This window comes from uncultured Aliiroseovarius sp. (assembly GCF_947492455.1).
Lineage (GTDB): Bacteria > Pseudomonadota > Alphaproteobacteria > Rhodobacterales > Rhodobacteraceae > Aliiroseovarius.
In genome coordinates this window covers 133835-146257 of the sequence record NZ_CANLNB010000005.1, presented here as the reverse complement: position 1 = coordinate 146257, position 12423 = coordinate 133835, and the positions used below count along the sequence as shown (strand labels likewise).

14 protein-coding genes are annotated in these 12423 nt (G+C 57.0%); 3 read left to right on the top strand and 11 right to left on the bottom strand.

Going from position 1 to position 12423, the window contains the following annotated elements; all coding sequences use genetic code 11:
• Window positions 1–87 precede the first annotated feature (87 nt).
• The 5 genes from Q0677_RS13615 to Q0677_RS13595 form a co-directional block, all read right to left on the bottom strand.
• A complete protein-coding gene (locus Q0677_RS13615) occupies window positions 88–2289 on the bottom strand; it encodes a S8 family peptidase (RefSeq protein ID WP_298910806.1) in 2202 nt (733 codons plus the stop codon).
• A gap of 942 nt (window positions 2290–3231) precedes the next feature.
• A complete protein-coding gene (locus Q0677_RS13610) occupies window positions 3232–4245 on the bottom strand; it encodes a GGDEF domain-containing protein (protein ID WP_298910803.1) in 1014 nt (337 codons plus the stop codon).
• The gene (locus Q0677_RS13605; RefSeq protein WP_298910800.1) at window positions 4242–4850 is read right to left on the bottom strand and encodes a heme NO-binding domain-containing protein; all 609 of its coding nucleotides are present in this window, start codon (window positions 4848–4850) and stop codon (window positions 4242–4244) included. Before Q0677_RS13605 ends, Q0677_RS13610 begins: the two co-directional genes overlap by 4 nt.
• Window positions 4851–4907: 57 nt before the next feature.
• The gene (locus tag Q0677_RS13600; protein WP_298910797.1) at window positions 4908–5600 is read right to left on the bottom strand and encodes an HAD family hydrolase; all 693 of its coding nucleotides are present in this window, start codon (window positions 5598–5600) and stop codon (window positions 4908–4910) included.
• 47 nt (window positions 5601–5647) lie between these two features.
• A complete protein-coding gene (locus Q0677_RS13595) occupies window positions 5648–5944 on the bottom strand; it encodes a DUF3572 domain-containing protein (RefSeq protein WP_298910794.1) in 297 nt (98 codons plus the stop codon).
• A 72-nt stretch (window positions 5945–6016) separates the two neighbouring features.
• Between Q0677_RS13595 and Q0677_RS13590 the strand changes: the two genes are divergently transcribed.
• Window positions 6017–7402, top strand: coding sequence for a diguanylate cyclase (locus tag Q0677_RS13590; RefSeq protein ID WP_298910792.1), 1386 nt, complete (start codon window positions 6017–6019; stop codon window positions 7400–7402).
• Window positions 7403–7438: 36 nt separating this feature from the next.
• Here the strand turns inward: Q0677_RS13590 and Q0677_RS13585 are convergent, their stop codons facing one another.
• From Q0677_RS13585 to Q0677_RS13570, 4 genes are all read right to left on the bottom strand, one after another.
• Window positions 7439–7963, bottom strand: coding sequence for a periplasmic heavy metal sensor (locus Q0677_RS13585; protein ID WP_298910789.1), 525 nt, complete (start codon window positions 7961–7963; stop codon window positions 7439–7441).
• 2 nt (window positions 7964–7965) lie between these two features.
• Complete coding sequence (locus tag Q0677_RS13580) at window positions 7966–8373, bottom strand: dihydroorotate dehydrogenase (RefSeq protein ID WP_298910787.1); 408 nt, start codon at window positions 8371–8373, stop codon at window positions 7966–7968.
• The gene (locus tag Q0677_RS13575) at window positions 8360–8947 is read right to left on the bottom strand and encodes an RNA polymerase sigma factor (protein WP_282064577.1); all 588 of its coding nucleotides are present in this window, start codon (window positions 8945–8947) and stop codon (window positions 8360–8362) included. Before Q0677_RS13575 ends, Q0677_RS13580 begins: the two co-directional genes overlap by 14 nt.
• 79 nt (window positions 8948–9026) lie before the next feature.
• On the bottom strand, window positions 9027–9608 hold the full coding sequence (locus tag Q0677_RS13570) for an EF-hand domain-containing protein (protein WP_133489478.1): 582 nt from the start codon (window positions 9606–9608) through the stop codon (window positions 9027–9029).
• Window positions 9609–9802: 194 nt separating this feature from the next.
• Here Q0677_RS13570 and Q0677_RS13565 point away from each other — a divergent pair, with 194 nt between their 5' ends.
• Window positions 9803–10222 (top strand): DUF983 domain-containing protein, encoded by a 420-nt coding sequence (locus Q0677_RS13565; RefSeq protein WP_298910783.1) that lies wholly within the window; start codon window positions 9803–9805, stop codon window positions 10220–10222.
• 22 nt (window positions 10223–10244) lie between these two features.
• Complete coding sequence (locus tag Q0677_RS13560; protein WP_298910781.1) at window positions 10245–10946, top strand: NUDIX hydrolase; 702 nt, start codon at window positions 10245–10247, stop codon at window positions 10944–10946.
• Window positions 10947–10951: 5 nt separating this feature from the next.
• Here the strand turns inward: Q0677_RS13560 and Q0677_RS13555 are convergent, their stop codons facing one another.
• Both Q0677_RS13555 and Q0677_RS13550 read right to left on the bottom strand, forming a co-directional pair.
• Window positions 10952–11854 (bottom strand): EamA/RhaT family transporter, encoded by a 903-nt coding sequence (locus tag Q0677_RS13555; RefSeq protein ID WP_298910779.1) that lies wholly within the window; start codon window positions 11852–11854, stop codon window positions 10952–10954.
• A 44-nt stretch (window positions 11855–11898) separates the two neighbouring features.
• The gene (locus Q0677_RS13550) at window positions 11899–12420 is read right to left on the bottom strand and encodes a lipocalin family protein (RefSeq protein ID WP_298910777.1); all 522 of its coding nucleotides are present in this window, start codon (window positions 12418–12420) and stop codon (window positions 11899–11901) included.
• Between the last annotated feature and the right edge of the window lie 3 nt (window positions 12421–12423).

Sequence of the window (12423 nt, the reverse complement as noted above, 5' to 3'; positions counted from 1 at the left end):
GAGAGTCGCTAAAATTACGCTCAAACTTATCCAAACATCGGGGAATAGCTCAGACGTCACATCTTCGGTCGCCATTTACGTCTGCTCTCAAAAAACCCTATTTAGCGTGAACAGAACTCCGGTGTCTCGGGCTCCCGAAATGTTGCCTTGGTTCTCGGCATGCCGCAAGGTCAGGCCTAAAGTAGCCCCAGATGCAATAGGACGCTCATAGGTCAACGACAACTGCATTTCGCGCCGTTCGGGTGCGAGACTGACCGGAATGTTAGTGTAGACAATCTTGTTCGTCTCAGAAAACGTGGGAAGTGAAAGAGACGTACTTCCTGAAGTGACTGCCGCAGGTAAGGAAAGCGAAATTGAAATAGTATCGTTTCGCGTGAAAGCATTCCTGTGTGATAGCGAGAGAGTAGCTGAGTTCATTAATACATCTGCGGGTTGGGCTAACATAGAAGCCTCTCGGCCCGATGCGTAACCAACTTCAAAACTGGCGCTGGTGCTGCTAGACAAATTCGCGGCATATGCCATCCCAACAGTAAAGAGCGTTGAGCTTGAACTGCCATTCCATGTCGAAAGCAAGTTTGCTGTGTCATGCCCAATGCCTGCACTCAGCTGCAAGGAAGCATTGCTAAAATCAAATGTGCGACTAAGGCCTAGTCCATAAGAATCTACACCACTTAAACTGCTATTATAGTAGGATATTTCGAGATCTGACTCCCCCCCCTGAAGCGGCACCCTGACACCTTGACCAAAAAAAGCATCTCTACGGAAGCTGCTTTCCTTAAGACGATCCCTTTTATGAAGCTCACTGGGAGAGAATAGTGGAGCAGACGATCGCTGCGCGACTAGGGAAGATGCTTCGATTGCAAACGGTGCTGAAAAGGCATCCAGACTGACAACTTCAACCCCATTCAGGGCGCGGGCAACCGCATCACCACTAGCACCACCAGAAGCGGCTAACGGATCTCGTCCAACGTCCAACTCGAAACCGCTTTCCAGCGTCACCACGGGCTGCCCAATTGGCAACAGCGCGGCCGCTACATCTATAAACCCGTGCCCCCACTCGTCGCTGTAGTCGTGATAAAACCCATCGGCCAGTTCCACTGAGCCACTCGTCTCAAAACCTGTGAAGCTGTTGTCAGCTGTGGCTAGAAGTCGAACCCGAAGGTCTTGATGTGTCAGAGTTGGAAAGGCTTCAGCCAAAAGAGCAAGTGCTCCGGCAACTAGTGGAGCAGAATAAGACGTGCCTGTGCCAAATGCATAGCTATCTATGCCACCTGCAGTTGCACCAATCCAACTTCCATCTGCAGCTATGCACCAAGCTGCGGCCTCAAGGCAGGCGCCAGATACCCGTCGAGCAGAAACAATGTCATCATCTTGCATGACAGGCACACCATTGACGACAGCGAGCCAACTATCCTCTAGATCTGGCTCGAGTAATGGCAAGCCTGCCATCAATCCGATTGTGGGATTCTCGTTGTCATTCGAAACAGCGAAAAGAACAATCCCATCTTGGGCAAAGGTTTCCAATCCCTGAATGTAGCTTTGTGCACCGGAATATGATTGCATCTCGCTATAGTCCGATATCGTGGCGTCCAAACCATCAAATCCCCAAGAATTGTTGAGGGCAACAGCTCCGAGAGAAGCCGCGCTCAAGGCTGTTTCGCGCAGCTGTTCGAAGCTCCCGAAGTTGCCTAAAATCAGATCTGCTTCTGGGGCAACGCCAATCATGTCATCCGAGTTGCCGGCCGCCACGGATGCGACAAAAGTGCCGTGATTATCTACTAATAAGTTTGATCCTGTGGTCAGTGTCTTTCCTGCCAGAGTTTCATGGCTCGTAAGAAATCCAGCATCCGAGATCGCGATAACTTCGCCCGCCCCGGTTAAGCCCGCAGCATGCGCATAGTGAATACCAGCATGCCTGAGAGGGCTTCCATTCAATAGTACATCCACAATGGGATCGTAGACACCGTTCCCATTCAAGTCCGCGTAGGCACCAGTCGGAGTGTCTTGAAGCTGGTACCGCGAGTCATCATTGAGCAATCGGTTCGCCTCAGCACGCACCGTATCAAGACTTTGAAGAAAGTAAGCCTGCAGCGCGTCACTCGTCGAGGGAGGTGAGCCGGTTTCTCCTCCCCCACCAGAAGATGTGTCATCTCCTACACACCCCGTTAAAAGAACCGTCGGACAAACCAGTAACGCGGCGATATACTTCGAAAATCTCATTTTTTGCTTCACGCTTGATGCGCTACCCTTTTCAAAACGCTCATACACTGAATGCTGAGTTTTGCGCATCAGGATTCAGAGGCTAACTAACTCAACCTACGGTCTTCTCAAGGCTTTGCCAATATCTGGAATACGGGTAGCAGCTGCGGCATCGACTGACCATACTCTGGGCCGTCATCGTCTTACTATAAGCCCTTGGTTTTGTCGTTTTTGCGCCGCCTCCGAGGTCTGCAGAGAGCCCATGACAATCGTTGATCCTCCCCCACTGAAATGGTCCGCCGCTATGGTTAGGAAACGGAGGATCAGCGGCAGGATTTCCCTAAAATCCAAAACCATATTCCCTGTTGTTTCACTAACAGGGAAATTGCCTTCAACACCCCTCTTTTTTTGAGTTTTATCAGGTGGCTTTTCCCCGTTTTGGCATATCACAGTCAAAACTAGCCGTAATTTCCCTGTGAATTCCCAGTAAATCGCGAAATTCAGCGGAGACTGGTTAGCTCTAAACTGCCCGCACTGCCAGTTGGAGCTCTTGAAATCAGCTAATGTACAGACATCCGTTATTCGGATTGGAGTTCAGCCAGTACAATTAGTGTCCGACATCAAACCTCGCGGGACCACACGGCCCCTCGAAAATCACGACACGAACCACGCCATCGGGGGCGTGATCTGCACGCACGGACACACAGATCGACGCACCCGTCAGAGCACGCATAATCTGTCGGCAGCAATTGCCGCCTTCCTAGGTCCATGTCCCCGCGAACGAGAGGCCACTAAATACCCAATCAAGCGATCAATCTGCGTGAATATCGGCTTCCGACACCTCCGCGCGATTCAATGGATGCCTAAGGGAGAGGACAGATGATTTCTCCGGCCTGTGCAGCTCCACCAACCGGCATCAGTAAAACGTCCAATTTCAGCGACCGTTGAACGCTTTATTACACGCGATAGCAATGATGTTGGCGCTCTGACGCGAGGGGGGCAACGTTGCGTTGAGACCCACCCCGGCATCTGTTAATTCATCAGAGAACGCCCCACCGCGTCAGGTCGACCCGCAATCGTAAACCCTGCCCGCCCAGCGTGTTTCGATGCATAAAGCGCCTTGTCCGCGTCCTCGGCCATTATGGTTTGATCCGGGTTTGCATAGTTTGTCGACGGCACAACACCAATACTGGCCGACACCCGGCATTCTTGGTCCTGAAACAATATTGGGCTTTCGATCCGCCTGATCAGACGCGTGGATATTTTTTCCAACCGCGTTGGATAGACCTGATTGTCCAAAACAATCACGAACTCGTCCCCACCAACCCGCGCGACAAGATCCTCTTTACGAGTTTCTTCCCGCAGGATCTGGGCGACAGATTCGAGCACGGCGTCCCCCGCCGCGTGACCATATGTATCATTAACCGATTTGAAAAAATCCAGATCGAGATGCATCAACGAGAATGGCACACCCCGCAAAAACTGCCGCTCTAACCGCAGTTCAAGGGCACGCCGATTGGCAAGACCGGTCAAGCCATCCGTTAGCGCCTGCGTCTGGGCAACTTCCTTTTCGCCCTGAAGACGATGCGCCAACTGGGTGGCGATCTCCATCACGGCAGACTTCGCTTCAACCAGATACAGCATCTCAACCGCTAAGTCAGTTGGCGCAAAATCCGAGCCAGTCAGTTCATAGCGCGCGACCGCTTCGGATATGGAATAGCCAAAGGAAAGGTTTAGCAGCACGCTATCCAAATCCGGCATCACGGTTACCGCACCGGTCACGGACATGCGGTATTCATCCCGGATTTTCAGCAGCACCCGCCGCGCATCAATCTTGGCAACATCTTCGATTCGCGAAATGCTTCTGGGCCGCCTGAGCTCGAGCAAACCAAAAACATTCCGGCCTATCACTTTGCGCTTACCAAAGACTTTCTGGATCGTTGGCCCAGCGTGGCGCACCACTCCGGAACCGTCGATGATCATGTGCAAGGGAAGCACATGATCCAAGGCGCCACAGGTAAAAGGAATAGGCCGTTCAATATTCATGGTGCACCGTCCGTTGCCCACACAAATTCGCGTCCCTCGGCATGCTGACGTTCCAACAAACTGACGTTCACGACAACGCTGTCCTGTTGCTCGGCCAATATCTCGAGATATGCGAGCGAACCATAATCATCCGCCAGCGCACGCAAGGCCCCCAGCAGAACATATGGGGCGCCTTTGGGGGTGTTTTCGCATGTGATCTGAAACACATGGAGTTGGACTTCATCCACCTGTATGTCCGGCAGGGTCAGGTCTGGAACCGCCAAACGCGCACGTCCTTTAAGATCTTCCAGTGAGTGCAGGAAATCAGTGTATTCAACCCCACCAAAGCGCAACAAACGCCGTACGCGTTCGACCCGAGGGTCAGTGACAAGAAATGTGCCGAAATCTTCTAAGATCGAGGTCCGGTCTCGGTTTTGCTGGATCGCCAACTGCCTTAAGATCGAAAGACCAATCTGATCGTCATAGTGAAACATCGGCTCGACGGATTGAACATGAAGATCAAGATCCGTCAGCGCCTTTTCCCACACCTGATCCCCATAGGTCAGGCGCACAAAGGCTTCGAATATCCATAAAATCAAGCCATGCATTGTCATCACACGCGTCATCTAACGGTGATGTTTTAGACCCCAAGTCTTAACAATTCGAAAATGCGCATCTGTTCGTCAGGCGCTCTGATCCAGCCACGCCGGGATTTGCCCGATATCGTCCAGCACAACGTCTGCGAAGGGTGACAGTTCGCTGTGTGTCGCCAACCCCGTCAATACCCCAATCGTGCGCATCCCAGCCGCACGCCCCGCTTTCAGGTCATGCAGGCTGTCGCCCACCATCGCGACTTGATCCGAGCTCACCTCCACCGCCCGTGCAAAGGCGAGGCAGGGAGCGGCGTCCGGCTTGACGCCATTTCCGCTGTCATAGCCCGAAATAAAATCGAACAGATTCGACACGCCTGCCCCTTCCAAATGCTGTCGCGCAGGGCGCTCGGCGTCGTTTGTCGCTACACCCAAGGCCAACCCTCGGGCACGCAGCTCTTCCATCAAAGGCACCAAGGCGACCGCTTCAACCTGAGGCGCGGTTTCAGCCTCGTCGTTAAGAATGGTTTCCAGCGCGTTAGCTGACAAATCGAAGTGTTTTTGCAGAGCCGAGACAATCTCGGCCGGGGTGCCGGCAATCACCACGCTGTCACGTGCAAATGACTGCGTCTCCATATCGAACCCGATGTCCCGGCCCACCTCGGCCGCGTGCGCATGATCACCGTTCGTCAGGCGCAAAAGCACCGCATGCGCCCAGGCCTCCCACGTTGCCTTGAACTGGAAAAGCGTGCCGTCCTTGTCAAAGAGAAGGGCCTTGATCATCATGGGTGCTCCTAGCTGCGTTTCAAGGCCACACTGCCCATATCAGACCATCAGGTCCAGTGCATTTCTGATCCGCCCGGCAAAGCGTGTCGGACCTGCGCAACCTGATCATAGGCCAGCCCCTGCGCATCACAGGCTTGCATGATCCATTGATCATCCATCATCAGAAAATCGAGCATCGCGGCAAGAAACTCGGGTTCGCCCGCGCGATCCCGCAACGTGTCCTGCCCTGCCCCGGTCGCCCCCATGAAAATCGGCAAAAGGTCGTCATTTGACACCAGCCAGGCCAGCATATTCAGCGCAATCCGTTCGGCTTGATCCGACGTCAATTTAACACTCCTTTTCATTTGGAAAGGATTTCTTAACCAATCCGCCGCAGGATGTCTCCAACTCAATTCAACATTTAGCGAAACGGCCTGATGAGCGGAAGGATCTTGATAGCAGACGATCTTGCGACCAATCGCATCGTCCTGAAGGTGAAGTTCACCGTGTCAGGATATGATGTGATTCAGGTCGAGCGGATCGACGACGTGCTGGAAACGGCGCGGCGGGCGCAGCCTGACCTGATCATCTTGGGACGCGGACAATCTGGTCAAAGCCTGACGATCTGCAGCGCTCTGAAAAAGGACGCAAACCTGCACACCATTCCGGTCATCTTGTTTGCCGACAAGGACAGCCAGCACAACCGAATTGCTGCATTGGAAGCGGGGGCCGATGATGTCTATTCGCCGGACGTGAAAGAAAGCACGCTGTCGGCGATGGTACGAAATTTGATCCGCATGCGCGGCACATATGACGAGATCATGCGCCATCGCGACATCTCGGCCGAGTTCGGATGCGCCGAGGACGCGGCGAGCTTTGTTCCCGCAGCCCATATTGCCCTTGTCGCGCCGGAACCAGAACATGGGCTTCTGTGGCGCCGCAAACTTGGGCTCGAGCTTCCGCACCGCCTGGATGTGCTGACGAAATCTCAGGCACTCAGCGACGTGAGCACCCTTAAGAATGCCCCCGACGCCTTTGTGATAAGCGCGTCACTGGCAGGGGAGTCCGACGGTCTGCGATTGGTAAGCGAGCTGCGCTCGCGTGTGCATACTCGTAACGCGATTATCGTGGTTATCCATGACCGGGATCGCCCCCACGATGGCGCGATGGCATTGGATCTGGGGGCGGATGCGATCCTGAATTGCGGGTTCGATGCGACAGAACTTGCCGTGCGCCTGAAAACCCTTCTGGCACGCAAACGAGAGCTGGATGCCCTACGCAAACGCTTTGACCACAACCTGTCACTGGCGGTGCAGGATCCGCTGACCGGGCTGCACAACCGCCGCTACGCACAAAGCTATCTGAACCGGCTGGAGCAAGAGGCACTGACCAACGGGCAGCCCTATGCGATCATGGTGTTGGATCTGGACCACTTCAAATCCATCAACGACCGGTTCGGCCATGGTGTTGGCGATCAGGTGCTGATCGAGGTCGCAAATCGTCTGCGCGACAACCTACGTGCCTTTGACCTTCTGGCGCGGTTTGGCGGCGAGGAGTTCATGGTCGCCCTGCCGGATGTCAGCCAAAAGGATGTGATGGCCATGGCAGAGCGCCTGCGCCGCGCCATCGGGGATCTGCCGATTTACGTCGCCGAGGCCACTTTTCCAATTGCGGTCACAGTCTCGGTCGGGGTTGCGGTTTGGGGGGATCAGCCAAACGACTCGCGCAGCGCACATGAGCTGACACGGGCTGCGGATCAAGCGCTATATGCGTCGAAATCCGATGGCCGCAACGTGGTCACCTTCGGACGGTCTGCGGCCTAAGCAGACGGGCCACGTACAGACGCAGCCCACCTGAAATTAACGTTCCTTGGGCCTCGGCCCACGATCCACAGCGCTTTCCAAGCGATCGGCAAAAGCCTTGCGGTCTGTCACAGACATGCCGTCGATCTGCTCGACAAGAAGATGCCGCAAGGTCTCGCCACGCAGACGCAGACGCTCGGCCTGCTGGGCCAACGTGGCTTCAAAAGCAGCCGCGTCGAAGCTGTCACTGCGCAGGATCTGCAGAAGCATCACAAAATCCCGCTCAAGCACCGCGCGATTATCCTTGAACGATCCGCTTTCACGCCGAAACGCACGCCCGATTTCGCGCCGGTCCTTGTGATCCAGAGCCTTGGCAATCGGGCCGAACCCCAGATCGCGGATCGCACCACGCTCGGGTCCGCGGTGATCAAAATCATCCCCGCGATGGCCCGAAACCTTGGCCCCCACGATCAATCCCAGAACCAGAAGGTTCAGCGTCAACGAGACCACCAGCACAACGCGCGTCCAGCGTCGGGGCGCGCGCGGATCCGAGGTCGGTGTCTGCGGTGTCTGTTCTGACATGATTATCCCTCATCCTCTGCAAAGAGTGTCGTTCCCAAATATCCGGGCGCAAGGTCTTCCAGCGCGTAAGACGTATCCGTGGTGACATAGTCCCCGGCCAGCACCAGCCCGCCAGAGAGCGTTTCAAGTTGCACGGGCTGCGTGAACCCGATCCAGACGCCAGCCACGGTTGCCGTCGCAAGGCTGGCTGCGGCCGGCAGCCCGCCAATCGCGCTCCAGATCGAGGCGAACCACCCTTTCGTTTGTGCCTTCGGAGCAGGCAGCGGATCGACCACAGGCATATGTGCCTGCGCGTCGGCCATGATCGCCGCCATCAGCGCATCCGAGGGTTCCGCCACATCCTGCCGGGCCGCCTCAAAGAACAGGTCCAGCTCGTCGTCTTGCATCGGCTGATTGTCAGTCTTCGCCATATCCCAACTCCTCTCGTCGTCCGGCCAAATCCTTGGCCAGTGCCCTTTTTCCCCGTGCGGTCAGACTTTCCACCGCTTCGACGCTGATGCCCATGATCTGGGCGATCTCGGGGTTCGTTGCCCCTTCTATGTGTCGAAGCGTCACCGCAACTTTCTGTCGATCCGGCAAGCGGTTCAGCGCGTCTTGCAAGGCCGTGGCCCGATCGACATCCATCATATTTTCAACCGCCGAGGGCTGACCATCTTCCGGGTCACCCGCCGCGTCCAGATCAACGGTCCGCCGTTTCCGCAGCCGGTCCGTGCAGAGGTTCGACACCACTCGATACAGCCAGGTCGAGACCTGAGCCTCGCCGCTGCGCCAGCTTGCGGCCTGTTTCCACAGACGCAACATCGCTTCTTGCGTGACGTCCTCGGCCTCGGCGCGATCCCCGCCCAGAAGGCGTGTCGCAAAGCCCAAGACGCGCGGTGCCAGCCGATGGGTCAGCAGCTGCGCTGCCATAGGGTCGCCATTGCCGTAAAGCACCAGCAACGCCTCATCCGAAGCACCTTCATACGCGTCCAAGGCCATGTTCATATACCCTGCCTAGCCCGTTCCCTGACCCATGACAATGTGCGGATGCCCCACCCCGTCAGGCGGGGCATCCACGTCAGGTTTAGCCCTTGCGGTCGCGGTTTTTACCGCCATGACGCATGAACATCTCTTTCTGGGCCGCATCGAACTCGGCCGCCGAAATCGCGTTGTCATCGTCCGTGTCGAACCGGTCGATCATACGCTCAAGCTTGGCCTGATCAGGCGACATTTCATCAAAGCTCAGGCTGCCATTGCCGTCCGCGTCTTTCTTGGCCAGCATGTCTTCCAGCTTCCAGCCCATGCGCTTTTGGAACATCTTGCCTTTGCCGTCACCCTTACCGTCGCCTTTTGCAGCCATACGATCTGCCATGCGCTTTTCGGCCTGGGCTTTCAGCTCATCCAGCGTCAGTGCGCCGTCACCATTGGCATCAGCCGTATCAAACCGTGCCTTGGCAGCGGCCTGCAGGTCCTCGACGGTGATTTGACCGTTCTTATCCAGATCAACATCGACGAACTCCATCTGCATGAACCCGCCTTTACGGCCCATCGGGCCACGGTCGCCGTCTTTGCCCCCAAAAGCCATGGCAGCGGTCGAGGTCAACGTCAGCGCGGCACCCAGGCCCAGAGCAATGGCGGTCGCAGCAGTTTTCTTGTTCAGTTTCATAACGATCTCCTAAGATTTCTTGCCTCTTGCAACACCGTGTTTCCGTGTCGCTATGTATCTTCAACGCGTGGGCGTCAGTTTTCCGTCGCCGTTCTGCGCATTTTTCCGCGACATCCCGACGCAAGCGTGTTTCTGGGCCTGATTTACATGTGAAGTTCTGTATGATGGTCTGACGCGCGATAAAGGATTCCCAGATGACCGAGAACGCCCAGATGACTGCGGATGACGTAATGCCAACGCTGACCGACGCTGAACGCGAGATGAAACCCGCCCTGCGCAAGGGCTGGGCGAAGCGGTGCCCGAACTGTGGCACGGGCAAACTTTTTCAGGGCTATCTAAAGGTCCATCATGACTGCACCGTCTGCGGAGAAGAGCTGCACCACCAGCGCGCAGATGATGGCCCGGCCTATCTGACCATTATTGTGGTGGGGCACATCATGGCGCCTTTGCTGCACGTCTTCTATGTACACGTCGTGAGTGACCCTCTGATCCTGGCCACCATCTTCACGGTCGGGACTGTCGCTGCGTCACTTTACCTTCTGCCCCGTTTCAAGGGCTTTATGATTGCCTTTCAGTGGGCGAAACGTATGCATGGGTTTGCTGGACCGAAATAACAGAGCACTATCAGGGGCCGACATGGACAAATCCAAGATCATCCGCGACGCAGCAACCGTCATTCTGATCCGGGACAAGGCCACCCGCCCCCAAGTTCTGATGGGACAGCGCGGTGCAAAGGCCGCCTTCATGCCCAACAAGTTCGTCTTTCCGGGCGGCGCTTTGGACGCCACCGACGCGCAAGTGCCGCTGGCGGACGCCGGGGCCGAGCCCTGCCTGACCCGTCTGGGCGAACAGGCGGATGCCTCGAAAGCGCAGGCGCTGTTGGTCGCGGCCATTCGCGAATTGTGGGAAGAAACCGGCCAGATCTTGGGCGAGGCTGGCGCATGGGCTGGCGACATCCCCGGCGATTGGCAGAGCTTCGCAGATGCGGGCTTTATCCCCTCGGCCAAAGGCATGTCCTTTGTTTTCCGCGCCATCACGCCCAAAGGGCGCCCGCGCCGCTTTGATGCGCGCTTCTTTGCGGTGGATGCGGACGAGCTTCAGACCGACATCGACGATTTCTCGCGCGCGTCGGACGAGCTGAGCCACCTGCAATGGATCCCGCTCGATGACGTCCGCCGCTTTGACCTGCCCTTCATCACCGAGGTTGTGCTGGCCGAAATCGTGGGCAACCTGCCCAACCTCGGCGCCCCCGCTCAGGTTCCGTTCTTCAACAACTCGGACGAAGAAAGCCTGTTCGAGCGTCTGGGCGGTGTCGGCCCGCTGTCCGCCGCTCTGTAAGGGCCTTATTTCAAGTACAAAACCAGCACCAGAACCGAGGCGAGGATCAACGCGGTGCCGGCATATTCACGCCCGCTGACCTTTTCGCGGAACACGAACAGTGTGGCGGTGTAAGAGAACAGCAGCTCGATCTGGCCAAGCGCTTTCACGAGGGCTGCGTTTTGCAGCGTGAAGGCGGTGAACCAGCAGAAGCTGCCGATCATCGAGCTGAGCCCCACCAGCACGCCCACGCGCCACACGGCAAACACGCGTGTGACCTCACCCTTTTCGCGCAAGACCATCCAGCCCGCCATGATCAGTGATTGGAACGCCGTGACGACAGCCAAGGTAAAGCCCGCGCGCGCCACCACATCCTCGACGCCCAGTGACAGCGACGCGCCGCGATAACCGATGGCGGAAAAGGAAAAGAGCAGCCCTGCCCCAAGCCCCAGTGCCGCGGCTTTGTTGAAGAAGCGCCGCCAACCCTGCCCGCCTTCGGGCGGGTCCGACAGCAGGATCAGCCCGAAAAACCCGATCCCAATTGCCAGCGCTCCGGCCGTGCCGACGCCTTCGCCCAGCACCAGAAGGCCAGTGAGGGCCGTCAGCACCACTTCGGTTTTTTTGAAGGTGATCCCAACCGCAAAATTGCGCTCGGCAAACAGCGCGACCACGCAGATCGTTGCCAAAATCTGGGCAATCCCGCCGGTGAAGGCAAAAGCGAAGAACCGCGTGTCAGGCTGCGGGACGTCAATCCCCGTGACCGCGAAATAGCCCGCCATCAGTACGGCGACCAACGGTGCCGAATAGACGAACCGCGCGAAAGTGGCCCCGGTCGCACTGAGCCGCGTGTCCTTCAGCCGCTTTTGCAGCATGAAACGCAGGTTTTGCGAGAACGCGGCCAGAATGGTGATGGGGATCCAAGCTTGCATGCAAACGGCTTCGCATGTCCTGCGCCCAGTCGCAAGCGCGGGGCTTACCGCGTTTGCAGCCGATCCGTGGCGTATCCGTTGAAGGCCAGCATATCCGCCGCTGCCTTGATGCGATCTGCGCCCCCGGTGCGCTTTCGGTCGATGATCCAGCCGAAGCTGCCCGACGGCGTGCCAATCGCTGCGGTGCGATAGTCTGCATCCACCCACAGCACCCAGTATTCGGTCCCGAACGGCGGCGTGCCCACGACGATCCGGCCAGGCGTTTTCATCTGCGCGTCATAGCGTTCGCGCGAACTGGCCGCGTTGCTCAGCGTGATGCCGGTGATGCCTCGTGCGCCATGTTCGATGGACACCTTGCCAAAAAGCGGTGCCTCGCCCGGATGCACGAACTCTCCCCGGATCACCCAGTCCCCAGCAAACCGCGCCGCGTCAAACCGCGTGGTCGAACTGATGGGGCGGCGGGTGTTGCGATGAAATTCGATCCCGCCGCCACCGACGCAGGCCGTGACCAAGGTGGGCGCAACAGCGGCCACACCAAGTTTCAGCACAGTACGTCGGTCTATCATATT

Coding starts and splice junctions, on each gene's coding strand:
- Q0677_RS13565 (WP_298910783.1), top strand. CDS start 9,803: ATGACCGAGAACGCCCAGATGACTGCGGATGACGTAATGCCAACGCTG.
- Q0677_RS13595 (WP_298910794.1), bottom strand. CDS start 5,944: ATGAAAAGGAGTGTTAAATTGACGTCGGATCAAGCCGAACGGATTGCG.
- Q0677_RS13560 (WP_298910781.1), top strand. CDS start 10,245: ATGGACAAATCCAAGATCATCCGCGACGCAGCAACCGTCATTCTGATC.
- Q0677_RS13575 (WP_282064577.1), bottom strand. CDS start 8,947: ATGAACATGGCCTTGGACGCGTATGAAGGTGCTTCGGATGAGGCGTTG.
- Q0677_RS13605 (WP_298910800.1), bottom strand. CDS start 4,850: ATGACGCGTGTGATGACAATGCATGGCTTGATTTTATGGATATTCGAA.
- Q0677_RS13590 (WP_298910792.1), top strand. CDS start 6,017: ATGAGCGGAAGGATCTTGATAGCAGACGATCTTGCGACCAATCGCATC.
- Q0677_RS13585 (WP_298910789.1), bottom strand. CDS start 7,963: ATGTCAGAACAGACACCGCAGACACCGACCTCGGATCCGCGCGCGCCC.
- Q0677_RS13600 (WP_298910797.1), bottom strand. CDS start 5,600: ATGATGATCAAGGCCCTTCTCTTTGACAAGGACGGCACGCTTTTCCAG.
- Q0677_RS13555 (WP_298910779.1), bottom strand. CDS start 11,854: ATGCAAGCTTGGATCCCCATCACCATTCTGGCCGCGTTCTCGCAAAAC.
- Q0677_RS13550 (WP_298910777.1), bottom strand. CDS start 12,420: ATGATAGACCGACGTACTGTGCTGAAACTTGGTGTGGCCGCTGTTGCG.
- Q0677_RS13570 (WP_133489478.1), bottom strand. CDS start 9,608: ATGAAACTGAACAAGAAAACTGCTGCGACCGCCATTGCTCTGGGCCTG.
- Q0677_RS13580 (WP_298910787.1), bottom strand. CDS start 8,373: ATGGCGAAGACTGACAATCAGCCGATGCAAGACGACGAGCTGGACCTG.
- Q0677_RS13615 (WP_298910806.1), bottom strand. CDS start 2,289: ATGCGCAAAACTCAGCATTCAGTGTATGAGCGTTTTGAAAAGGGTAGC.
- Q0677_RS13610 (WP_298910803.1), bottom strand. CDS start 4,245: ATGAATATTGAACGGCCTATTCCTTTTACCTGTGGCGCCTTGGATCAT.